Here is a 22,146-nt window from a genome sequence, read left to right as displayed (position 1 = left end):
CTTGCGATCCCGATGTCAGCCGATCGGGCCGGGGTGGTGACAGGCGACCAGCGCGGCGCTGTTGTCCGGGCTCGCCAGCGGCGGGACTGCGCGCTTGCAGATCTCGGTCGCCCGGGGGCAGCGGGTGTGGAACCGGCAGCCGGGAGGCGGGTCGATTGGAGAGGGCAGGTCACCCTTGAGCACGATGCGCTTGCGCGCGCGTTCGACGCGGGGATCCGGACGGGGGATCGCGGACATCAGCGACTGGGTATAGGGATGCTGCGGGTTCGAGTAGAGCTGCGCCACCGGGGCCATCTCGACGATGCGGCCAAGGTACATGACAGCCACCCGGTCCGAGATGTGGCGGACCACGCCAAGGTCGTGCGCCACGAACAGATAGGCGCAGCCCAGGTTCTCCTGTAGCTCTTCCAGCAGGTTCAGCACGCCGGCCTGGATCGAGACATCGAGCGCCGAGACCGGTTCGTCGAGGACGATCAGCCTTGGATCGAGCGAGAGCGCGCGGGCGATGCCGATCCGCTGGCGCTGTCCGCCGGAGAGTTCGTGCGGATAGCGGGTCGCGGTATCGGCGGGCAGGCGGACCATGTCGATCAGCGAACTGATCTTGCGCTCCACCTCGGACTTCGGGAGGTCGGCAAGGCGCATCCCCTCGGCGAGAATCTGGCTGATGGTCATGCGCGGGTGAAGCGAGGCCATCGGATCCTGAAACACGATCTGCATCTCGCGGCGCAACTGGCGCAACTGTTCATCGGTCGCGGCGGTCACGTCCTTGCCAGCCAGCAGGACCTGACCGGAGGTCGGTTCGATCAGCCGCAGGATGCTGCGTCCGAGCGTGGACTTGCCGCAGCCGGATTCACCGACGAGGCCGAAGGTTTCACCCGGGGCGATGTCGAAAGAAATGCCCGAGACGGCCTGCACCCGCCCGACCTCGCGACCGAGGAGACCGCCGCGGAGCGGGAAATCCTTGGTCAGGTCGCGGACCGAGAGAACGGGGGCGGTTGTCTGTCCTTGTGTCACGCGGGCGTCCCGTCGAGGAAGGCGGCGACCAGCGCGGCCTGCGGATCCATCATCGCGCGGCCCGGAACGATGGTGCAGCCGCGAGCCCGCGCCGCGGCGAGCAGTGGCGTTTCGGCCGGGGTCATCACCACCTCGGCCACGATGGCGCCAGTTGCGATGTCGGCAAGGTCGAAAGGCATCGGATCCGTTTCCTTCATGCCGAGAGAGGTTGCGTTGACCAGCAGGTCGGCGGGCGCACCGAGGGCGGTTTCGAGGGTGCACCCGGGGGCGACGCCGCTTGCCCGGATATCGGCAAGCAGGGCCTCGGCCTTGGTCTTGTCCCGGTTGCGGATGGTCAGGCGGTGGGCCCCCGCAGCGGCGAGCGCGAAGGCGATGGGCCGCGCCACGCCACCGGCCCCGGCGATTTGAACACTGCGCCCGACCGGGTCGATGCCGTGGTCCGTTAGACCGGCAAGGAAACCTGCGCCGTCGATGTTGTGACCGGTGAGGGATCCGTCCGGGTTGCGGCGGATGAAATTCACTGCCCCGGCAAGCCGCGCTGCCTCGGTCACGTGATCGACCAGCGAGAGCGCCGCGATCTTGTGCGGGATGGTAATGCCGGTGCCCGCCACGTTGGGCGCCTTGCGGAGGCTGTCGAGCATGTGCGGCAGGTCCGGGGCGAGCACGTGCAGCGGTACGGTGACAAGGTCGCGTCCGGCCTCTTGCCATGCGGCATTCAGCACGGCGGTGCCGACGACGTGGCCGATGGGATCCCCCATGATGAACATGACCCGCGTGCGGCCGGTGATCTGCGGCGGTGCGAACTGCTTCATGACCCGACGACCCGGAGCGAGGGACCAAGCGGGAAGTGGCAGGCACAGGATGTGCGGCCGTGTACCGCGAAGGGCGGATCCTCGCGCAGGCAAACTGCCTCGGCCCGCTCGCAGCGCGGGTTGAAGGAGCAGCCTTGGGGGCGCGTGAAGATCGACGGAGGCGTGCCCGGGATCTGTCGCAGCGCGCCGGTTCCTTCCAGTGTCGGAACGGCCCCGATCAGCCCCGCGGTGTAGGGATGGGCGGTGTCGTAGAACACCGGGTCAGTCGGTCCGCGTTCGACTACCTTGCCGCCGTACATCACCGCAATCTCGTCGGCGATGCCCGCCACGACGCCAAGGTCGTGGGTGATCATCACGAGGCCGATGCCCAGTTCCTTGCGCAGGTCGGCCAGCAGGTCGAGAATCTGGGCCTGCACGGTCACGTCAAGCGCGGTAGTCGGTTCGTCGGCGATGATCAGCTCGGGCCGGTTGGCCAGCGCCATCGCGATCATCGCGCGCTGTCGCATGCCGCCCGAGAACTCGTGCGGATACTGCCTGACCCGGCGCGCGGGTTGCGGGATGGAGACCATCTCGAACAGCCGTTCGGCCTCTTTCAGCGCCTCCCGGCGCGAGACGGACCGGTCGTGCAGCCGGATCGCCTCGGCGATCTGGGAGCCGATGGTCAGCACCGGATTGAAGGCCGAAAGCGGGTCTTGAAAAATGCAGCCGATGTTCTTGCCGCGGATCTGCCGGATGCGCGAGGGGGCCATGCCGATCAACTCTTCACCGTTGAACCGTGCACTGCCGGAGATGCGGGCGCCACGGGGCAGGAGCTGGAGGAAGGCCATCATCGCGATGGACTTGCCCGAGCCGCTTTCGCCCACGACACCAAGAACGCCGCCACGTTCCAGTGAGAGATCGACGCCGCGCAGGGCCTCGGACCATGTGCCGTCGGGTCCCCGGAACGAGATGCGTAGATCGCGGATATCGAGGAGCGGTTCGCTCATCCGGCCCTCCTGTCAAAGGCATCGCGGAGACCGTCGCCGAGGAAGGAGGTGGCAAGGACGACCGAGAGGATCGCCATGCCCGGGCCGAAAGCGATCCACCAGTTGTAGAAGCGGGTCGCGCCCTCGGAGATCATGCTGCCCCATTCCGGGCTGGGCGGCGTGGCGCCAAGGCCGATGAAGCTCAGCGAGGCGGCAAGCAGGACGACCTGCCCGAAGTCCATGGTCGCGTTGATCAGGGTCGGCGTCCAGCAGAGCGGCAGCACATGAACCACCAGCACCCGGACGCGGCCCGCGCCACCGGCGACAGCGGCCTCGACATGCTCGCGCTCGCGGACCTCCAGCACCTGCGCGCGCATCAGGCGGGCGTAAATCGGCCACCAGACGATGACCATGGCAATCGAGGCATTGGCGAGGCCGGGCCCCAGCATGGCGGCGACCGCCATGGCCAGCAGGATGGGCGGGAAGGAAACGGTGACGTCGACAAGGCGCATGATCACCGCGTCCCACCAGCCGCCGAAGAAACCTGCAACGGCACCAAGGGCCGAGCCGATGGCGACGGCGAAGGCCACGACGACGATAGCGATCGGGATCGACCAGACCGAACCGTGCAGGGTGCGCGAGAACACATCGCGCCCGAGCGCATCGGTGCCGAGCCAGTGGTCGCCCGAGGGCGGTTGCAGACGGCGGCCCACCATGGCGAGGGGGTCGGCCACCGGCCAGAAGTGGATGGTGAGAACGGTCACGATCCAGAACAGCAGGATCGCGGCGCCGACCTTGGCGGTCGGGGGCAGGCGACGGACCAAGCGGCGCAGGCCGACGAAACGGGTGCGGCTGGCGGCGGTGCCAAGGGCGTTGGAGAGTTCGGCCATCAGTGCACCTTGATCCGTGGGTTGGCCCAGGCGTAAGCGATGTCGGTCAGCAGGTTGGCCAGCAGGAATGCGACAGAGCCGACGATGGTGACGCCGCCGATGGCGGGATAATCGAGCGACGCTGCAGCCCGCACCGCGTAGGAGCCGATGCCCGGCCAGGAAAAGATCGCTTCGGTCAGCACTGCTCCGGTGATCAGGTAGGCAAAGGTAAAGCCAAGGATGGTCAGCAGCGGGATCATCGCGTTTGGCAGTGCGTGGCCGATCAGCACTACCCGCTCCGGCGCGCCCTTGGCGCGGGCGGTGCGGGCATAGTCCTGTCCCAGCCCTTCGATCAGCGAGGAGCGCACGAGGCGGGTGATGATGCCCGTCACGGCCCAGCCCAGCACGAAGGCGGGCAGCGCGAGATGCGCCAGAGCCTGCCAGAATAGCGAGATGTCCCCGGCGATGAGCGCGTCGATGGTGTAGAGCCCGGTATGGGTCGGCGGCGGTTGGACCCGTGGCGGCAGGCGCCCGGTGCCGGGCACAAGCGCGATGCGCACCGACAGCAGGTAGAGCAGGATCAAGCCGGACCAGAAGATGGGGAGGGAGGATCCGATCAGCGCGAAGATGCGCGCGAGACTGTCGAAGGCGGAACCGCGAAACCGGGCCGAGAGCAGGCCAAGGCAGAGCCCCAACGCAGTACCGATGATCATGGCGGCGATGACGAGTTCCAGCGTGGCCGGGAGCCGTTCGGCGATGTCGGTGGCGACGGGGCGGCGTGTCGAGAACGAGGTGCCAAGATCGCCCTGGATGAGGTTGCCGAGGTAGCGAACGTAGCGGACGGGCAGCGGCTTATCGAGACCCCACTCGGCCTTGACCGCCTCTACGATCTCGGGGTTCGACATCATCCGTTCGGGGACAAGGGCGGCCAGCGGGTCGCCCTTGGTCATTTGCGAGAGCAGGAACGAGACGCTCGCCACGCCCAACAGCAGAAAGGGAATAGAGATCAGCCGTCTGACGATATAGGCGAGCATCTGTTACTTATTTCCGCGAGATTTCGGCCAGCGGCAGGTTGCAGCAGGCAGAGTATCGCACGCCCTCGATATCGTTGCGATAGGCGAGAACGAGGTTCGGCGACACCAGAGGAAGGATGATCGCGTCGTCCATCATGGCCTGGCCGATCTCGGTATAGGCTTCCTCCGAGGCTGCGCCGGACGAGGCCAGTGCCTTGGCGTAGAGGTCGGCCTCTGCCGGGTTCACCACCAGCTCGCCCTTCCCGAGGCTGGCGCGGTTGGTCCAGGGGAAGCCGTCGATCATGCCGAAGTAGGCGACGTACTGGCCCGAACCGTAGTAGTCGGGGGCATAGTAGATCGCGGTCACCGGCCATTCGCCTGCGCCGAGTTCGTCGCGCCAGACGGCCCAAGTCAGCGGTTTCAGCTCCAGCTCGACCCCAACGGCGGCAAAGTCCTGCTGGACCTTCTGCATCATGATGTTGAAGTCGACCCCGTAGACGTTGTCGTTCGGGTAGCCCGCGACCAGCTTGAGGTCGGATTGGCCGGCATCGGCCAGCATCTGCTTGGCCTTCTCGATGTCCTGCGCGCGCGGAGTCAGGCCGGCAGTTCCGGGAAAGCCGTTCGGGATCGGCGCGGCCTGCTTGGCGCCGTTGCCGCCGACGGTGAAGTCGAGCATGCCATCATAGTCGATTGCCAGCGCGAGGGCCTGGCGGACCTCCGGCGTCAGCACGTCGGCCATGTCCTTCGCACCGGGGATGAAGCCGATGTAGAGGAAGTTGTAGGAGGGCACGACCTCGGTTGTCACATCGCCCGAGCGGATCGACTGGGCGGTGTCCGGGTCGATCTGCATGGCGATATCGACCTGACCGGTTTCCAGCGCCTGCGCCTGGCTCACGGCGTCCTGGATCTGGGTCACGACCACCTCGGAAAAGGCCGGTTCGGTGCCCCAGTAGGAATCGTTACGGGCAAGGCGCAGCTCGGCTTCGGGCGAGTAGCTGGCGAGCATGAAGGGACCGGATCCTGCCGAGTTCGCGAGGAACCAGGGCTCGGACTTGTCCGCCTCGGCTGCAGTGTCGCCCGCGATGGCGCCGTTGGCCTCGGCCACCTCGGCGTTGATGATGCCGGTATAGGGTGCGGACACCTTGTTGAGGAATTCCGAGTTCGGCGCATCCACGGTGAACTTGACCGTCTTGGCGTCGACCGCCTCGGCCGAGGTCAGGCCGTCCATCAGGAACGACGGCGAGGCCTTGAGGTTCTTGAGGCGTTCGAAGGTCCAGACCACGTCGGACGCCTCGACCGGAGAGCCGTCGGCAAAGGTCGCGTCCTTGAGGTGGAAGGTGAACTCGGTGAAGTTCTCGTTCACGTCCCAGCTCTCTGCGAGGTTGGGCTTGAGCGTCTTGTTGTCGGCGTCGAGTGTGACCAGCGTCTCGTAAACCGCCGTCAGGTAGAACTGGCAGGTGTCACAGAAGGCGCGGGCCGGGTCGAGCGAGTTGACGTCCATCGACCGCGCGATGACCAAGGTGTCGCTGTTTTGCGCGGCAACGGGGGCCGCGTTGAACGCGGCTCCCGCCAGTAACAGGGCGGTCAGCCCCTTCTTCAATCTGAAATGTTTCATTTTTTGCTTCCCTGTTGGCGTAGTTTGCGAGGTTCAGGCATCCATCAGCGCCACCAGCACAGGCGACGGTTTCAGGCTGTCACGGCTTCGCTTGAGATCTTCAAAGGCCTCGCCGGTGGCCTCGAAGGTATCCGCGAGGTCCTTCTGGGTCATCGCGGCGTTCATGAACATGTTGTGGTAGGGAGAGAGGTAGACGCCCCGCTTCATCGCGGCGCGGCAGAAGCCGTAGCCGAGGCGGAAGTCGGGATCGTCCTGAAACAGGACCATGGGCAGCGTCACCGGTCCGGTCTGGCGCAGACCAAAGCCAAAGGACTCGGCCTGCTCGTCCAGTCCGGCGCGGAACTGTTCGCCGATCTTGGTGATGTGTTCGAGGTAGTCGGTTTCGCGAACCAGCCGCAGCGTCTCGATTGCCGCGGCCATCGGCACCGCCGAGAACCAGTAAGAGCCGGTCACGAAGATTTTCTGTGCCGCAGCGCGGGCCCGGTCATTGCCCATCAGCGCCGAGATCGGCTGGCCGTTGCCCAGCACCTTGCCCCAGCACGAAAGGTCGGGGCGCACGCCGACGGTTTCCCACGAGCAGTCGCGCGACAGGCGGAACCCGGCGCGGACGTCGTCAACCACCAGCAGCGCATCGTGTTCGTCCGCCAGTCTGCGCGCGGTGCGGGCATACTCGGCGTCAGGCATCGACTGGTCGGTGAAGGTGTCATGGCGGAAGGGCGCGGCAAAGATGCCGGCAAGATCGTCGCCCGCCTCTTTCACCGCGTCGGTGAGCGCCTGTGGGTCGTTGTAGTCGAAGTAGATGAAATGCGCGCGGTCCTCGGCCACCACCCCGCCCGGGCGCGGCGTGTTCCACGGCATCGAGCCGTGGTAGGCGTTCCTGGCCAGCAGCACCTTGCGCTTGCCCCGGTAGGCGCGTGCGATCATCAGCGCCATCATCGTGGCATCGGCCCCGTTCTTGCAGAACATGGCCCAGTCCGCGTGGCTGACCATGCCGACCATCGCTTCGGCCAGATCGACGATCAGCGGCGAAGGACCGGTCGAGGTGTCGATGCGGGTTTGCTGCTCGCTCACCACGCGGGCGATGTCGGGATGCCCGTAGCCCAGCAGGTTAGGGCCATAGCCGCACATGTAGTCGATGTATTCGTTGCCGTCGGCGTCGGTCAGGCGGGTCCCCTCGGCGCGGGTGAAGAACTGGGGAAAGTCCTCGGGCATCATGACGGTGGACTGGTGTCCGTACATGCCGCCGGGAATGACTTCGGCCGCACGTTCACGCAGGGCGCGATCCTTGGTGTTGTCCCACATCTAACCTTTGACCCCGTGCTGTCTGATAGCTTTGGATTCGAGGTTATTGACGGAAAATTCAGCTGACAACTGATATTGATCCTCAGTAGCTTGCCGGTTCCGCCTGCCTTCCGAAACTGCCATCATACTGGGCATTTGGCATTTTTCTTTATTGTTTCAGGGTTTAAGTCTTTGGCGTCTGACTTCACATGGAACAGGGATTCCGGGCATCCCTGTCAGAGAAGGTGATAGAAAATTTCGTTAACTCAGTCGGTCGCGTCAGGGTTCGGCAACAGCACCTCGGGGAGGTAGTTGCGCAGGTAGGACACCGAGGCGCGCCAGGCTTCCTGAAGGTAGTGGTCGGTGATGCGGCCGTGTTCGGCGTAGGAGATCGTCCAGACCCCGTCCATCACCCCGATGGACACGGCCAGCCAGTCCTCCAGCTGGTCGAGTCCGGTGCACACATAGCGCGTGCGGAACTCTTCGGCGCGGGACTTGGCGAGGGATGAGTTGCCCCTCAGATCGAGGGTGCGGACCTCGGCGCTGACGCCCGCGCCCATGAACAGTCGCAGCGCGGCGGGGTGGGCGTTGAGGTAGTCGCGCCCCCTCGACTGGCGGGTCAGCAGCAGTGTCTGCCAGCGGTCCGGCGGCGGCGCGATCCGACTTCGCGAAATCGCCGCAAGGTCCTGGTGAAACCGGCGGGCCAGTTCCACGTAGATCGCATTCCGGTTCGGGAAGAAGTGGTAGACCGAGGGGAGCGGCACCCCGGCGCGTTCCGCGATGGACGCCAGGGTGACCTCGGTATCGGCATGTTCGGCCAGCAGCTGCTCGGTCACGTCCAGAAGGTGCGAGAACCGTTCCTTGCCGCGGGTCCGCTGGGGGCGGCGCGCGTTGGAAAGATGGGCCGCTGTCGATTTCATGCGCTGCCTCCCGGCCGGTTTGCCACCTAGATGCCCTTCAGGAAGGCGCGGACGACCTCTTCAACCCCCGGCGCATCCAGCTTGTAGGCGTTGTAGAGTGCGGCCGGCGGGCCGACCTCGACAAAGCGGTCGGGTACGCCGTGTTTTTTGAACGGAAGGCGGGGCAGATCGACCAGCACATCGGCGACGGCGCTGCCAAGGCCGCCGGTCATGTTGTGCTCTTCCACCGTCATGATCGCCCTGGTCTCGCGCGCAGCCGCCTCGACCTCGGCGCGGTCCAGCGGGCTAATGGTGTGCATGTCCACCACGCGGACAGAGATGCCGTCCTGCGCCATCGCATCTGCGGCGTCGAGCGTCGCGCGGACCTGGCTGCCGGTCGCGATCAGGGTGATGTCGCTCCCCTCGCGCAGGCGGATCGCCTTGCCGATCTCCAGGTCGGGGACCTCGTCATAGACCACCGGGTCGCGACCGCGGCCCAGGCGAATGTACATCGCGCCGGGATGATCCGCCGACTTGCGCAGGATCGCGCGCAGGTGGTTGGCGTCAGTCGCGCAGATCACCGTCAGGTCGGCGACACAGCGCAGCATCCCAAGGTCTTCGAGGGCATGGTGGGATGAGCCGTAGAAGCCCATCGACATGCCCGAGTGGGTGCCGATGACGCGCACGGGCATCCGGGGATAGGCGCAGTCGGTGCGGATCTGCTCGGCGCCGAGGATGGCGGCAAAGCTCGCAAAGGTGGCCACGTAGGGCACCATTCCGCAGGCGGCCATGCCTGCGGCGGCCGTGATCATGTTCTTTTCGGCGATGCCGAAGTCGAAGAACCGTTTAGGGTGCACGGCCTTGAAGTCGTTGGTGCGGTTGGCCGAGGCGAGATCGGCGGTGGCGACGACGATGCGGTCGTCGGACTTTGCCATCTCGGCCAGTTCCTCGCCCAGGACAAAGGCGGGCATGCCCTGTTTCGGCGTGCCACGGACCGAACGCGCGTCCTTGAAGGTGGTCTTGCCCTCGGTGGTGCCGCGAAAGATCTCTGCTTCGTTCTGCATCTCGGTGGTCATTCTGCGGGCTCCGGTTCGTAGGGTTGCAGGCCGGCGTCAAGCTCGGCCATGACATCGTCGTAGTCGTCGCCGACGAGGTTGCCGACGTGCCAGTCGAGCGACATCTCCATCCGCTTCACGCCACGCCCCTTGATGGTGTCGAAGATGATCGCCTGCGGTTTCCCGGTGGTGCCGTCCTTGAGGTTGCCGAAGGCTGTCATCACCGTCGCAAGATCATGTCCGTCGACGCGCTGAACATCCCAGCCGAAGCTGGCGAAACGGTCGTGAACCGGCTCGATCGCCATGACCTCCTCGGTATGGCCGTCGATCGAGAGGCCGTTCCGGTCGAGCAGGATCACCAGATGGCCCAGCTGGAAGTGGTTGGCGGCACTCATCGCCTCCCAGATCTGGCCCTCGGAAATTTCGCCGTCGCCGAGCATCACGTAGGTCTTGTAGTCGAGGCCCCTGACGCGACCGGCCAGCGCCATGCCGACCCCGACGGAGAGCCCGTGCCCGAGGGAGCCCGAGGAAAAGTCCAGCCCGCGCACCTTCTTCATGTCGGGGTGGTCGCCGTACTTCGAGCCGAGGCGCGTGTAGGTGTCGAGTTCGGAAGGATCGAAGTAGCCGAGATCGGCCAGCACCGGATAGAGCCCGATGGCGGCGTGGCCCTTGGACATGACGAAGCGGTCGCGGTTCTCCCAGTCGGGCCGTGACGGCTCGATGCGCATCTGGGCGTAGTAGAGCGCCGACAGGATCTCGGCGCAGGAGAAGGTCGAGGAATAGTGGCCTGCGCCCGCGATCTTGGTCAGCCGGACGGTTTCGGTCCGGATGAACTTTGCGCGGTCCTCCAGCACCGCGATGTTGACGTTTGAACGGTCGGACATGGGACTCTCGCTGTTGGACGGGTTGGCTATTTGATATATCTGAAAATGCAGTCACGCAACCATTTCGACCGATTTAGCCAAATTATCTGTGGCTATCCCCCGTGTGTGGCGATATTCTTATAATTATGATATATCCGGATGCTGGAAATTGGCTCAAGCTCCCGCGATTGACAGCCGTGCGCGGGTGGCAGAGCCTGAGAGGGCAGAAGCTGGAAAAGGAAGCGATGTGAGCGATTTGCCGACCGGGGATGCCGCCGAGACCGAGGAGTCCGTTCCTCTCTCGGAGATCGTTTATGCAAAGCTTCGCAGGTCGCTGATGAAGGCGGAGCTGAAGCCGCATGAACGGCTCAAGGTCCGCGATCTGGCGCAGCAGATGGGCACCTCGGAGACCCCGGTGCGCGAAGCCCTGTTTCAACTGGCGCACGAGGGCGCCATCGAGATTCGGCCCCGATATTACATTCGGGTGCGCCGCCTGACCCAGAAGGAATACACCGAGATCCGCGACATCCGCATGAGTCTCGAACCGATGGCCGCAGAGCGCGCGTTGCCGCATATCGACGACGCGGTGATCGCCGAGTTGGAGCAGGCCCACGAGGCGCTGGTGCGCGCGGAGGCCTCGGGTGACTGGCAGACCGCCCTGCAGGCGAACTTCGATTTTCACTTCGGGCTCTATTCCCGGTCGGGGATGCCGACGCTGACCGAGGTGCTGGAGGGGCTGTGGATTCGCATCGGGCCGATCCTGAGCGAGCTCTACCCCGATGCGCACCCGACCTACGCGGGCCAGCATCAGCACCTGAAAGTGCTGGAGGCGCTGCGCGCGCGCGATTCCTACTCGCTGCGCGAGGCGATCCGGATGGATCTGATCGAGGGCGGCCGCAACCTGCGCCATCACCTCGCGCGCTACGAGGAAGAGCAGGCAGCGCAAAAGGGACGGCGCAGGAAATGATCATCGTTACAGGTGGAACCCACGGGATCGGGCGCGCGACGGCCGAAATTCTCTGCCGCTCCGGCGCGCAGGTGCTGATCGCCGGACGCGACGCGGAGGCTGGAGAGGCGGCCGAGCGGGAGATTGAAGGGCTGAGCTATTTCCAGGCCGACATCGGCGTGGACGCCGATTGCCGGGCTATTGTCGACCGGGCGCTGGAACTGGGGCAGGGCAAGCTGCGCGGGCTGGTGAACAACGCCGGTCTGGGCAAACGCCATGTCTTTGGCGAGACCACCGTGGCCGATTGGGACGAGATGATGCGGATCAATGCCCGCAGCGTCTACCTGATGACGCGCCTGTCGCTGGAGGGTCTCGTGGCGGGCGCCGGGTCGGTGGTGAACATCGCCTCGGTGGCTGGGCGGGCGGGCGAGGAGAACCTTGCGCTCTATACCGCATCCAAGGCGGCGATCATCGGGATGACCCAGTCGCTGGCGCTGGAACTGGGCGACAGGGTGCGTTTCAACGCGGTCTGTCCCGGCCAGATCGGGACCCGGATGATGGGCTCTGTCCTGTCGGATGACACCCGCCGACGCACGCTCGAACTGCGCATTCCCGCTGGACGTATCGCCCGGCCGGAGGAGTTGGGCGAGGTGATTGCCTGGCTGCTCTCTGATGCATCTAGCTATGTGAACGGCGCGGTGATCCCGGTTGACGGGGGCGAGACCGCGGGCCTCAGGAACCCGCGGACGCTCGACTAACCTGCGGCCACTGCGGGCTTGCCGTAACCATAGCTTTTGTAGGCCTCGTGCACCGTCGCCATGTCTTCGGCGCTCAGAAGCACCGGCGTGCCGATGGACCGCGAGAGCTGGTACTGATGAGCCAGCACCTCCAGCTTTTCGGTCTTGCCAAAGGCCGCCGCGAGGCTGCCGCCAATTGCAATCATCCCGTGGTTGGCCATGAGGCAGGCGGTGTATCTGGTTCCCATCGTGTCCGCGACCGCGTCGGCCAGCGCCTGCGTCCCGAAGGGCGCGTAGGGCGCGCAGGGCACGTCGTTGCCGCCAAAGCTCGCCACCATGTAGTGAAAGGACGGGATCGGCTCGCGCAGGCAGGAAATGGCGACGCAGTAGGTCGGATGCGCATGGACGATCGCCTGCGCCTCGGGCCGCGACTGGTAGAGCGCGGAATGCAGGGCCCACTCGCTCGACGGTTTCAGCGGGCCGGTGAAGGAGCCGTCAAAGGCCACTTCGGCGATGTGGCCGGGCTCCATGATGTCCGGGTCGACACCGGAGGGGGTGATGAGCATTCCCGATCCGAACCGCATGCTGATGTTGCCCGCGGTCGCGTTCGAGAGCTTGCGGGTCACGCAGAGGCGGCTGTGATCGGCCAGCGCCTGCCGGATCTCGTCTTCGGTCATCGTTGTGTCTTTCGTCATGGGGTCATCTCGTCGAGGGCGCGCAGCAGGACATCAGGGGCGCCGAGCTTGCCGGATTTCAGGAAGAACGAGACCGGGTCGCCGCCTTCTGCCACGCAGAAGCCGCCGCCGAGCGGTCCGCGCGCAAAGGGCCGAACGCGCTCGATCCCCAGCGCGCCGACGATGGCGCCCGACGTCTCGCCGCCGGACACGATGAACCGGCGCACACCAAGGTCGCGCAAGCGCGCGGCGATGCCCGAGAGCAGGCGTTCGGCATGGCGTGCGGCGCCCATCTGGCCCAGCTTCACCTGCGCCGCCTTCACCCCGGCCTCTTTCGCGAGGGTGGTGATCGCAAAGGGGCGCAGGCCGATGTGATCTGCTGCCCAAGCGGTGGCGCGGTCGATCAGCTCCTCTGCGGAAACATCGGCGGTCAGGTCGATGTAATGCACCGGGTATTGCGCCTCGAACAGGGCGGTCTGCTGCTCGGCCACCGGGCCGACGCTGCCGATCAGAACGGCGGCAGGGCCGCCCGCGTGTCGCGGCGGTTTTGCTGTTCCGGTGCGCGCATGGGCGCGGTCCAGCCCGACCGAAATGCAGAGCGGATCGCTGGCCACGATGGCGCGGCTCCCCCGCGCAAGGGCGGTGCTGATCTCAATGTCATGATCGTCGGCGCAGTCGAGCAGGACGTGGCGGTGCCCCTCGCCGATCTGCTCGGCGAGCGCGGCAAAGGCGGCGTCCTCGCCGCGGAACATGTCCAGATGGCTTACGTGTCCCAGTGGTGTGCGGGTCTGGTGCGACAGGAACCGCACGAGGTTGGGGTCGGGCATCGGCGTGACCGGGTCGAACCGTTTGACGCTCTCGTTCACCAGCACCGACTGGTAGAACAGGTGGCCCTGGTTCACGGTGCAGCGGAACTCGGGAAAGCCGGCGCTGAGCAGCAGCGGCACCTGGTCGTAGCGGTCGGACAGCATGTCTGCGGCAAGGCCGATGTTGCCTTCTTCGGTCGAGTCGAAGCTGGCACAGGCCTTGTAGGCGATGGTGCCGCAGCCAAGCGCATCCAGCGCGTCGAGTGCGCGGGTCAGTTCGGTCCGGGCCTCCTCGACCGGGATCAGGCGCGTTCGGCTTGCGATCACCACGATGGGTGCGGTGATCGGGGCCGCAGCCGCTGCGGCCTCGGGGCTGAAGAAGACCGGGCATTCCAGCCCGGCTTCCTCGAAGTAGCTGGCGATCAACAGACCGCCCGTGAAGTCGTCGGAGATCACGCCATAGGCGGGAGACATGTTCTTTCCTCCTCCGGGCGGGTCAGTCGGCGGCGCCGCTGAAACGCTCCAGCGCGTTGCGCGTGATCGTCTCGGTGAACGGGTCGCGCCGGGTCAGCCCCATGATCCACTCGCAGGAGCCGGCGGTAAAGACCTCTCCCTTGCCGCGGTTCATGCTCACCACCATGCCCGAGCCGTACTGGTAGTTGCGCCGGGCGACCGGGTAGTCCTCTGCCGCCAGCTCGGCCAGCCCGACAAGGTCGGAATCGCGCACGTAATAGCGATAACCCGGCCCCTCGTGCTCGTATTCGAACAGGACCGCGGGGCTCATGGCGAGAATCTCGATGCCCTCGGGCACGCCCGGGTCAGCCACCGGGTAGGGCAGGCCGCGTTCGAAGGTGTAGTTCAGCCCGTCGACCTCGTAGCCGAAGATCCCTGCCTCGGCGCCGAAGACATCGGCATAACGCAGATCGGTGCCCTCGAATGCCCAGTGTTCGGGCCGGTAGACGGTGAACCCCCGCGACCCGCGCGGGGCGAAGCCGCCCCAGCTGCCGTACATGCCGTGGCAGCCGTTCACCCCCACGGTGGACGCGCCGGGCCACGACACGCCGCCGCTCTCCCAAGAGGCGGTCAGCAGGTGCTTTTTCTCGGGATCGTCGCGGACCGGGTCCATCTTCGGCGCTTTGGTCTTCCAGCAGACCTGCCGCGCGCCGTCCTCCTCCAGCCGGATCTGCCAGAGAAAATTGCCGCCGAAGCGCGAGAAATGCCCGCCCTTCTCGACCCACTCCTCGACCGTCTTGCGCATGTCCCACGACCAGTATTCGTCGTGGCCGACGGTGACGAGGCAGGAGTAGTTGTCGAGGATCTCGGGCCGGTAGTGCAGATCGGTCTGGGTGATGATGTCGAAACCGAAGCCCTCCTTCTCGGCCCAGACCGCGAAGTGGCGGTCAAACTGGGCCCAGCCGGCGGCGGCGTAGTACTGGCCCCAGCCGTGCGAGTAGCCCCATTCCTTGGAAGGATAGCCGGGCAGGTCGTTCATCTCGGGCATGCGGTTCTGCGCAATCCGCGAGGCGCCGTTGGGGAGCCACAACATGCCGCGGGTCCAGGGGCGGTGCAGGCTGAGATGCGGAGAACCCTCGTTCTTGTTGGGTCCGAAGGTGCCGAAATAGTGGTTGGCGCCGCCCCAGTCGTTGTAGGCGGTCCAGGTTCCGGTCGCGAGCATGAAGAGAATTTTGCCCTGCTGGGTCTCGGGCGTCGGGCGCACTACGAAGAAGTGGTGCTGGACGAACCGCTCGCCGTCCTTGCGCATGCAGGTCGAGACGACGCGGTAAAAGCCCGGGCGCTGGCCTTCGGGAATGGTCCACGAATGGACCACCGGCCAGTCGCAACCGTCGGAGTAGGCGGTTTCAGAGGTCTTGGTGAAAGCGCCGGGGATATCGAAAGCCTCGTAGGCCATCTCGGGCTGGTGGCCGTCGCGGTAGATCTGGAGCGTCCAGGTGTCCGCGTTGCAGGAGCCGTGGAATTCGACCGTTTCGCCGGGATCATAGGACATGCGCGGGGTGTAGACATAGACCTCTGCCAGGGCCGGATCCTGGCGGGGGAACTGGAAACGGTAGTCCGACAGGAAGTGCTCGTCAGCATAGCCCTTGCGCACCGACCACGGCTTGATCGCGTGCGGACCGGTCTCGGGAAAGCGGAACTTGGAGCGTGTCATGCGCGGCCCTTTCTGGGAGTGCCAGGGAGGTTAGAGCGGGTTCGGGTGAGGGGCGTCAATGCGGCGGTCATGCGGGTGTGGCCCCTGCCAGTGCGGCAAAGGCGGCGTCGATGGCCTCCAGTGCCTCGTCGATCACCGCGTCGGTATGGGCGAGGTTCAGGAACATGTTGTGCTTGTTGTGCAGGTAGACCCCGCGCGCGAGGGCCTGTTGGCAGAAGGCTTTGCCCAGCTTCGCCTCAGGGTCCCCAGCGAACTGCATCAGTGGCATGACCGGAGGGCCGGAGAGCGTGACCTCGTAACCATGACGCGCGGCGCCGCCGATAAGGCCTTCGGCGAAACGGGTCCCGGCGGCGTGCAATAGTGCGGGGCCATCCTCGCGCTCGAGCACGTCCAGCGTGGCGACCGCGGCGGCCATTGCCGCGCCTGCGTACCAGAAGGACCCGGTCACGAAGACCTCCTCGCCTGCGCCACGGAAGCGGTCGCTGCCGGTCACGGCGGCGAGGGGGTAACCGTTGGCGATGGCCTTGGAGTAGCCCGAGAGGTCAGGGCTGACACCAAGGTCGGCCCAGCTGCCGCCGAGGTTCAGGCGGAACCCGGCGCGAACGTCGTCTAGGACCAGGGCGGCGTCCAGCCGGTCGCAATGGGCGCGGGCAGCCCTCGCGAATTCGGGGGTCGGGAGTTCCTGCCGGATGCCGAGATCATGGCGGAAGGCCGAGACCACGATGGCGGCGAGATCGTCGCCCGCCTCCTGCACCGCTGCATCGAGCGAGGCGACATCGTTGTAGGTGAAGTGGAGCAGGTGGGCGCGGTCCTCGGCTGTGACCCCGACCAGCGAGGGGGAGCACCAGGGCACCGCGCCGTGGTAGGCGCCGCGCGCAACGAGGATCTTGCGCCGCCCGGTTCCGGCGCGGGCGAGCGTGACGCATGTCGTCATCGCGTCGGACCCGTTCTTCTGGAACAGCGCCCAATCGGCGTGGGGCTGAAGGGCGACAAGCTTCTCCGCGAGGCGCACGGCGTGTTCGGTCGGCCCGTTGAGGCACTCGCCGGCATCAAGCTGTGCGCGTGCGGCCTGTTCCACCTCGGGATGGCGGTGGCCAAGGATGATCGGCCCCCAACTGCACATGAAGTCGATGTAGGTCCGGCCATTCACGTCGCGGACCCGCGCGCCTTCGCCGCCTTCAAAGAACTGCGGATAGCCCGCGGGCACGGCGGCGGCCCTCATGTGCCCCCACATGCCGCCCGGGATCACCTGCTGCGCGCGTTCGCGCAGGCGGGCGTCGTTGGATTTCGGGTCGTTCGGGGGGGCGGTGATCATGCTGGGCTCCGTCTCTCGCGTGGTGCTCGGGCAGGCCGCCACCAGGCTGTAAGTTTGATATAACAGAAATCAAGAATATCGGGCGGACGTCAAGATGGCTTGTCTCTCTGTCTATATCTTTTTCAGACACTCAGCACGTTGTCTTGGTCTGCTGCTCGCTTGGGCGCGCTCTTCTTTTCTCATGTTTAGCTATATCATATAGGAAGTATGTGCATGGTCGTTGCGCTGTTGGGGTGATCCCTCTTGCGCGACAATTCAGCAATTCCGTGAAAATTCTGGCAAGATACCTGATAAGGATTGATTATCTTGGTATATCAGATAGCGTCAGATTCGTCGTCAGCCGAGGACGGCCAATCAGGAAGAGGTGGCGCATGGTCGAGGAAAGACGGGTGGCAGGCACGACGGCAGGTGCCGCACCGGGCGCAGAGATTTCGATCCGGGGACTCGACAAGAGCTTTGGTACGCTGAAGGCGGTCGATGACGTCTCGATCGAGATCCCGAGCGGCGAATTCCTTGCGCTGCTGGGTCCGTCGGGCTCTGGCAAGTCGACCGTGCTGATGATGATGGCTGGCTTCGAGGTGCCCACCGGCGGCCAGATCCTGATTGATGGACAAGACTGCACCCGGCTGCCGCCGCAGAAGCGCAATATCGGCATGGTGTTCCAGCACTATTCGCTGTTCCCGCACATGACCGTCCTCGACAACGTCGCCTTCCCACTGAAGATGCGCGGCGTCGGCCGCGCCGAGCGTCGCCGCCGAGCCGGGCAGGCGCTCGAAGTCGTCCGCCTGTCGGGCTATGGCGACCGGATGCCTGCGCAAATGTCGGGCGGGCAACGCCAGCGCGTCGCACTGGCCCGCGCCATTGTCTATGAGCCGCGCCTGCTGTTGATGGACGAACCGCTCTCGGCGCTCGACAAGAACCTGCGCGAGGAAATGCAGCTCGAGATCAAGCGCCTGCACGTCGAGCTTGGCATCACGGTGGTGTTCGTCACGCACGACCAGGGCGAAGCGCTGACCATGGCCGACCGCATCGCCATCCTGCGCGGCGGCCAGATACAGCAGATCTCGCCGGCCCGCGAACTCTACGAGCGGCCCGCGAACCTGTTTGCCGCCGGGTTTATCGGCGAAATGAACATGATCCCCGCCAACTGGGACGGATCCTGCCTGATGCTGGGGCAGGGGGAACGCATTCTGCCGCCCGAGAGCGCCTTTGTCTCGCAACCGGTGCAGGGCAGCACGACCCTCGCCATTCGGCCCGAACGGCTGGGCGTGGTTCCCGCCGGGACTCCGGGCGCGGTGCGCGCGAACCTGACCGAAATTGTCTATGCCGGGGCCGGAACCCTGATCATCGCCCGGCTCGACGACGGGACCGAGGTGCGCGCGCGTGTCCCCTCCGCGGGGCTGCCGCCTCTTTCTGCTGGCGAGCGTATCGGCCTGACCCTGCCGCCCGAGGCGATGCTGGTTTACGGCGAGATCGCGGCGTGACCCTGTCCGCGTTCTTCCAGCCCAACGGGCGGCGGCTCTCGTCGGCGGGCATCGTTCTGCTGATGGCGCCCTTCTTCATGCTCATCGCCTTTGCGTTTCTTTATCCGTTGCTGAGCCTGCTCTCGCTGTCGGTGACCGAACCGACCCCGGGGTTCGGCAACTATGCCAAGATCCTCGACAACCCGGTCTACGGAAAAGTACTGCTGCGCACCCTATGGATCGCGGTGCTCGTCTCGGCCCTCTCGCTGGTACTGGCCTTTCCGGTGGCGATGGCGATGGTGTCGTCCAAGGGGCCGATGGCGCTCTTCATCACCGCCTGCGTGCTGCTGCCATTCTGGTCATCGGTGCTGGTGCGAACCGCGGCCTGGGCCGTGCTGCTGCAACGCAACGGCATCATCAACTCGGCGCTGCAGTTCCTCGGGATCACGTCCGAACCGATACGGCTGCTCTACACTCAGGGTGCCGTGGTGGTGGCGATGACCCACGTGCTCATGCCCTTCATGGTGCTGCCGATCTATGGCGCGCTGAGGAACATCCCGGCGGATTACGGTCGCGCCGCATCGATCTGCGGCGCAGGGCCGTTCCGCAGTTTCTGGGAGGTGACCTTTCCGCTGGCGCTGCCCGGTGTTCTGGGCGGTGTGATCCTCGTGTTCCTTACGGCGCTCGGATATTTCATCACCCCTGCGCTGCTGGGGTCGCCGCAGGAAATGATGATCGCCACGCTGATCTCGCAGCAGCTGCGCGAGTTCCTCGACTGGCCCTTCGCCGCCGCGCTCGTCGGTGTGCTGACCCTCTTCGTCACGGCGATCACGCTGCTGTTCTCGCGCGTGTTCCGGTTCGACCGGATGCTGGGAGGGCAGTTGTGATGACAGACCTCAACCCCCGCAAGCTGTTGCTGAATGCCTATGTCTACGCGGTGCTCTTCTTCATCCTCGCGCCGATCGTCGTCATCCTGCCGATGGCCTTCAGCGAAACGGACTACCTGACCTTTCCGCCCGAGGGCTTCACCTTCGACTGGTTCGGTGCCTTCTTCGGCAACTCGCGCTGGATGAAGGCGACGACCTTCTCGCTGCAGATCGCGGTCCTGACAGCCATCACCACCTGCGTGATCGCGACCATGTCGACCTACGCGCTGATGCGAGGGGCAGGGCGGCTTGGCGCGCTGTTCCAGGGGCTACTGATCGCCCCCATCGTGGTGCCGCATATCGCGCTGGCGGTGGCACTCTACCTGTTCTTCCGCCAGACCGGCCTGTCGTCGACCATCACCGGCTACGTCCTTGCGCATTCGGTGATCGCGATGCCCTTCGCCGTGTTCACCATCGCCGCGGCGCTAAGCTCGGTGGACGCCACGCTGGAAGACGCGGCGATGAGCTGTGGCGCCTCTCGTTTCGCCGCCTTTCGGCTGGTGACCCTGCCGATCATCCTGCCCAACGTCCTGTCCGGGGGGCTTTTCGCCTTTATCCTCTCGTTCGACGAGCCGGTGATCTCGTTCTTCCTTGCCGGCATCCGGGACAAGACCCTGCCGCGCATGATGTTCGACGATATCGAACAGAACCTCACTCCGATCATCCCTGCCATCGCCGTTCTTCTCACCGGCATCTCGATCTTCGTCCTTGTCGCCGCGGCGCTGCTGCGACGCATGGCGGACTCCCGGCGAACGGTCTCTCCCGAGGCCTAGCTGCAAAACCAAGAAACGTCCTGAACCAAGACCCGACATGGAGATTGACATGAAGTTCAAGAAGCCCGTTGCCGGTGCCGCGCTCGCGCTTTCACTGGCCCTAGGCGGAACCGCCGCCGTCGCTGACGAGATCGTCATCGCGACGACCGGCGGTCTGATGCGCAACATGATGGAAGAGTACTTCTACCTTCCCTTCGCGGATGCGACCGGGACCGAGGTGGTTCCCTTCGATATCGAGGTGCCCGACCAGTGGGCACGCGCCGAGGGCATGGCCCGCACCGGCGATATCGAGTTCGACATCGTGACCGCGACCGGCCCCGACCTCGTTGGCAAGGCCGACATCCTCGAGACCATCCCTTGCGATGAGCTGGAGAACGTCAAGAAATACGCGCTCCCCGGTGCTTGCCAGCCCAAGGGCATTGCCCGCACCACGGGCGGCATGGTCCTGACCTACAACACCGACACCTATGCCGGCAAGGCGCCCGCCACCTGGGCCGATTTCTGGGACGTCGAAACCTTCCCCGGACCGCGCGGCCTGCCCGATACCGGTGACCGCGACTGGTGGCTGCCGACCGTTGCCCTGCTGGCCGATGGCGTTGCCAAGGAGGATCTCTACCCGCTGGACCTCGACCGCGCCTACAAGAAGCTCGACGAGATCCGGCCCTATATCTCGGTCTGGTGGAAGACCGGGAACCAAGTACAGCAGATCATGCGCGACGGAGAGGTCGCCATGACCATGGCCTACTCGGGCCGGGCGCTGAAAGTGATCCAGGACGGTTCGCCCTTTGCCATGGCATGGGACGGCGCGATCCGCGATACCGGCTATCTCGCGGTGATGAAGGGCGCGCCCAACACCGAGGGCGCCATGAAGTTCATCAACTTCTTCTACGGCTCGGCCGAGGGGCACCCGGGCTTCATCCAGTCGGTCGGCTACGCGACCTCCTCGACCATCGGCCTGAGCCAGCTGCCGGAGGACGAGCAGAAACTCTATGCGACCTATCCGGCGAACTACGAGCTGCTGGTGGACCCCGACTTCGAATGGATCGGCGCGCACCGCGACGAGCTGCGCGAACGCTGGACCAACTGGCTGCTGCAGTAAGAGCAGGACGGGCGGGAGCTTCACGACAGCTTTCGCCCACCTCCCGGGCGGCGGCCACCTGTTGCCGCCCGGGCCACGCGGCCCTAACATGGTCCGACCCTTTGCAGACGACGGATATTGAAATTGGCAGATACTCTGGTTGACCCGGCCCTTCTGAACCGGCCCATGCGCCGGCGTGGCGTCGAGCGGTACAACCTTCTGCTCGACTCGACCGAGACGCTCCTGTCCGCGACGGAGGACGAGGACATCAGCCTCGCCCAGATCGCCGAGGAGGCGGGTGTGTCCCTCGCCTCGGTCTACTACTTCTTCCCGAACCGAAACGCCGTCTATGTCGCGCTGGCGCGCCGGTTCAACGAGGAGATCTATCGCCGCTCCATCATCCCGCCGACCGATCCCGAGCCGGAGACGTGGCAGGAATTGCTGGCGATGAAGCACACGGCCGCCGCCGCCTTCCAGAACTCCCGGCCCGCAGCGCTGCGCCTGTTTCTCGGCGCCGGCGTCTCGGTCGCGGTGCGCAACGCGGACTTCGCGGGCAACGCCCGTATCGCGCGCAGCCGCGCGCGGATGTTCGAAGCCTACTTCGACATGCAGCCGATGCCCGACCTCGCCCACCGCATCGAGATTTCCGCCGCTGCGATGGATGGCATCTGGTCGCTGTCCTATGGGCATCACGGGCGGATCACCGAGGAATACCGGCAGGAAGGCACGGCATGCGCCGTGACCTACCTGCGTCAGTTCCTGCCGGAGTACCTGCCGCGGCGCCCGCTGACCGAGGACGCGCTGGACCGGATCGAGGTGCAGGACACCGAAGCCTGATCATCAGCCGACGGGGGGCGTTCGCTGGCCGACGACTC

21 protein-coding genes are annotated in these 22,146 nt (G+C 65.5%); 7 read left to right on the top strand and 14 right to left on the bottom strand.

The genetic code is table 11. From position 1 onward, the window contains the following. Window positions 1-15 precede the first annotated feature (15 nt). The 10 genes from DDT93_RS21560 to DDT93_RS21515 all read right to left on the bottom strand — a co-directional run bounded on the left by DDT93_RS21560 (window position 16) and on the right by DDT93_RS21515 (window position 10,407). Window positions 16-1,014, bottom strand: a complete 999-nt coding sequence (locus DDT93_RS21560; protein ID WP_109467967.1) for an ABC transporter ATP-binding protein — start codon at window positions 1,012-1,014, stop codon at window positions 16-18. Continuing rightward, the gene (locus tag DDT93_RS21555; protein ID WP_109467966.1) at window positions 1,011-1,826 is read right to left on the bottom strand and encodes a shikimate dehydrogenase family protein; all 816 of its coding nucleotides are present in this window, start codon (window positions 1,824-1,826) and stop codon (window positions 1,011-1,013) included. Before DDT93_RS21555 ends, DDT93_RS21560 begins: the two co-directional genes overlap by 4 nt. Then, window positions 1,823-2,812, bottom strand: coding sequence for an ABC transporter ATP-binding protein (locus DDT93_RS21550; protein WP_109467965.1), 990 nt, complete (start codon window positions 2,810-2,812; stop codon window positions 1,823-1,825). The genes DDT93_RS21555 and DDT93_RS21550 overlap by 4 nt, the downstream gene beginning before the upstream one ends. Continuing rightward, entirely contained in the window at window positions 2,809-3,681 is an 873-nt protein-coding gene (locus DDT93_RS21545) for an ABC transporter permease (RefSeq protein ID WP_109467964.1), read from the bottom strand. The genes DDT93_RS21550 and DDT93_RS21545 overlap by 4 nt, the downstream gene beginning before the upstream one ends. Continuing rightward, window positions 3,681-4,694 (bottom strand): ABC transporter permease, encoded by a 1,014-nt coding sequence (locus DDT93_RS21540; RefSeq protein ID WP_109467963.1) that lies wholly within the window; start codon window positions 4,692-4,694, stop codon window positions 3,681-3,683. Before DDT93_RS21540 ends, DDT93_RS21545 begins: the two co-directional genes overlap by 1 nt. 7 nt (window positions 4,695-4,701) lie before the next feature. Continuing rightward, window positions 4,702-6,288, bottom strand: coding sequence for an ABC transporter substrate-binding protein (locus DDT93_RS21535; RefSeq protein WP_109467962.1), 1,587 nt, complete (start codon window positions 6,286-6,288; stop codon window positions 4,702-4,704). 33 nt (window positions 6,289-6,321) lie between these two features. After that, window positions 6,322-7,590 carry an aminotransferase class III-fold pyridoxal phosphate-dependent enzyme gene (locus tag DDT93_RS21530; RefSeq protein WP_109467961.1) on the bottom strand — a complete coding sequence of 423 codons (1,269 nt, stop codon included), beginning with the start codon at window positions 7,588-7,590 and terminating at the stop codon, window positions 6,322-6,324. Between the two features lie 245 nt (window positions 7,591-7,835). Continuing rightward, the gene (locus DDT93_RS21525; RefSeq protein WP_109467960.1) at window positions 7,836-8,489 is read right to left on the bottom strand and encodes a TetR/AcrR family transcriptional regulator; all 654 of its coding nucleotides are present in this window, start codon (window positions 8,487-8,489) and stop codon (window positions 7,836-7,838) included. 26 nt (window positions 8,490-8,515) lie between these two features. Further along, window positions 8,516-9,544: a transketolase family protein gene (locus DDT93_RS21520; RefSeq protein WP_109467959.1), complete on the bottom strand. Its 1,029-nt coding sequence runs from the start codon at window positions 9,542-9,544 to the stop codon at window positions 8,516-8,518. Then, on the bottom strand, window positions 9,541-10,407 hold the full coding sequence (locus DDT93_RS21515; RefSeq protein WP_198654933.1) for a transketolase: 867 nt from the start codon (window positions 10,405-10,407) through the stop codon (window positions 9,541-9,543). The genes DDT93_RS21520 and DDT93_RS21515 overlap by 4 nt, the downstream gene beginning before the upstream one ends. A 226-nt stretch (window positions 10,408-10,633) precedes the next feature. On the opposite strand from DDT93_RS21515, the gene DDT93_RS21510 reads away from it, so the two are divergent. Together DDT93_RS21510 and DDT93_RS21505 are read left to right on the top strand one after the other, a co-directional pair. After that, window positions 10,634-11,353: a GntR family transcriptional regulator gene (locus DDT93_RS21510; RefSeq protein ID WP_198654932.1), complete on the top strand. Its 720-nt coding sequence runs from the start codon at window positions 10,634-10,636 to the stop codon at window positions 11,351-11,353. Continuing rightward, entirely contained in the window at window positions 11,350-12,090 is a 741-nt protein-coding gene (locus tag DDT93_RS21505) for an SDR family NAD(P)-dependent oxidoreductase (protein ID WP_109467958.1), read from the top strand. The genes DDT93_RS21510 and DDT93_RS21505 overlap by 4 nt, the downstream gene beginning before the upstream one ends. On the opposite strand, the gene DDT93_RS21500 is transcribed toward DDT93_RS21505, so the two are convergent. The 4 genes from DDT93_RS21500 to DDT93_RS21485 all read right to left on the bottom strand — a co-directional run bounded on the left by DDT93_RS21500 (window position 12,087) and on the right by DDT93_RS21485 (window position 17,031). Then, complete coding sequence (locus tag DDT93_RS21500; RefSeq protein ID WP_232825528.1) at window positions 12,087-12,764, bottom strand: class II aldolase/adducin family protein; 678 nt, start codon at window positions 12,762-12,764, stop codon at window positions 12,087-12,089. The two genes, DDT93_RS21505 and DDT93_RS21500, sit on opposite strands and share 4 nt — an antisense overlap. Then, complete coding sequence (locus DDT93_RS21495) at window positions 12,761-14,023, bottom strand: four-carbon acid sugar kinase family protein (RefSeq protein ID WP_109467956.1); 1,263 nt, start codon at window positions 14,021-14,023, stop codon at window positions 12,761-12,763. The genes DDT93_RS21500 and DDT93_RS21495 overlap by 4 nt, the downstream gene beginning before the upstream one ends. A gap of 22 nt (window positions 14,024-14,045) precedes the next feature. Further along, on the bottom strand, window positions 14,046-15,716 hold the full coding sequence (locus tag DDT93_RS21490) for a N,N-dimethylformamidase beta subunit family domain-containing protein (protein ID WP_109467955.1): 1,671 nt from the start codon (window positions 15,714-15,716) through the stop codon (window positions 14,046-14,048). Window positions 15,717-15,783: 67 nt separating this feature from the next. Beyond that, complete coding sequence (locus tag DDT93_RS21485) at window positions 15,784-17,031, bottom strand: aminotransferase class III-fold pyridoxal phosphate-dependent enzyme (RefSeq protein WP_109467954.1); 1,248 nt, start codon at window positions 17,029-17,031, stop codon at window positions 15,784-15,786. A gap of 371 nt (window positions 17,032-17,402) precedes the next feature. Here DDT93_RS21485 and DDT93_RS21480 point away from each other — a divergent pair, with 371 nt between their 5' ends. From DDT93_RS21480 to DDT93_RS21460, 5 genes are all read left to right on the top strand, one after another. Further along, on the top strand, window positions 17,403-18,515 hold the full coding sequence (locus DDT93_RS21480; RefSeq protein ID WP_109467953.1) for an ABC transporter ATP-binding protein: 1,113 nt from the start codon (window positions 17,403-17,405) through the stop codon (window positions 18,513-18,515). Then, window positions 18,512-19,381, top strand: a complete 870-nt coding sequence (locus DDT93_RS21475; protein ID WP_198654931.1) for an ABC transporter permease — start codon at window positions 18,512-18,514, stop codon at window positions 19,379-19,381. Before DDT93_RS21480 ends, DDT93_RS21475 begins: the two co-directional genes overlap by 4 nt. Then, window positions 19,381-20,193, top strand: a complete 813-nt coding sequence (locus DDT93_RS21470) for an ABC transporter permease (RefSeq protein WP_109467952.1) — start codon at window positions 19,381-19,383, stop codon at window positions 20,191-20,193. Before DDT93_RS21475 ends, DDT93_RS21470 begins: the two co-directional genes overlap by 1 nt. Window positions 20,194-20,242: 49 nt before the next feature. Next, window positions 20,243-21,292, top strand: a complete 1,050-nt coding sequence (locus tag DDT93_RS21465; protein WP_109468107.1) for an extracellular solute-binding protein — start codon at window positions 20,243-20,245, stop codon at window positions 21,290-21,292. Between the two features lie 123 nt (window positions 21,293-21,415). Beyond that, entirely contained in the window at window positions 21,416-22,108 is a 693-nt protein-coding gene (locus DDT93_RS21460; protein WP_109467951.1) for a TetR/AcrR family transcriptional regulator, read from the top strand. The last annotated feature ends 38 nt before the right edge of the window (window positions 22,109-22,146 follow it).

The sequence above is a fragment of the Albibacillus kandeliae genome (assembly GCF_003116585.1).
Taxonomy (GTDB): Bacteria; Pseudomonadota; Alphaproteobacteria; order Rhodobacterales; family Rhodobacteraceae; genus Albibacillus; species Albibacillus kandeliae.
This window is presented reverse-complemented; position numbering and strand designations above follow the sequence as displayed.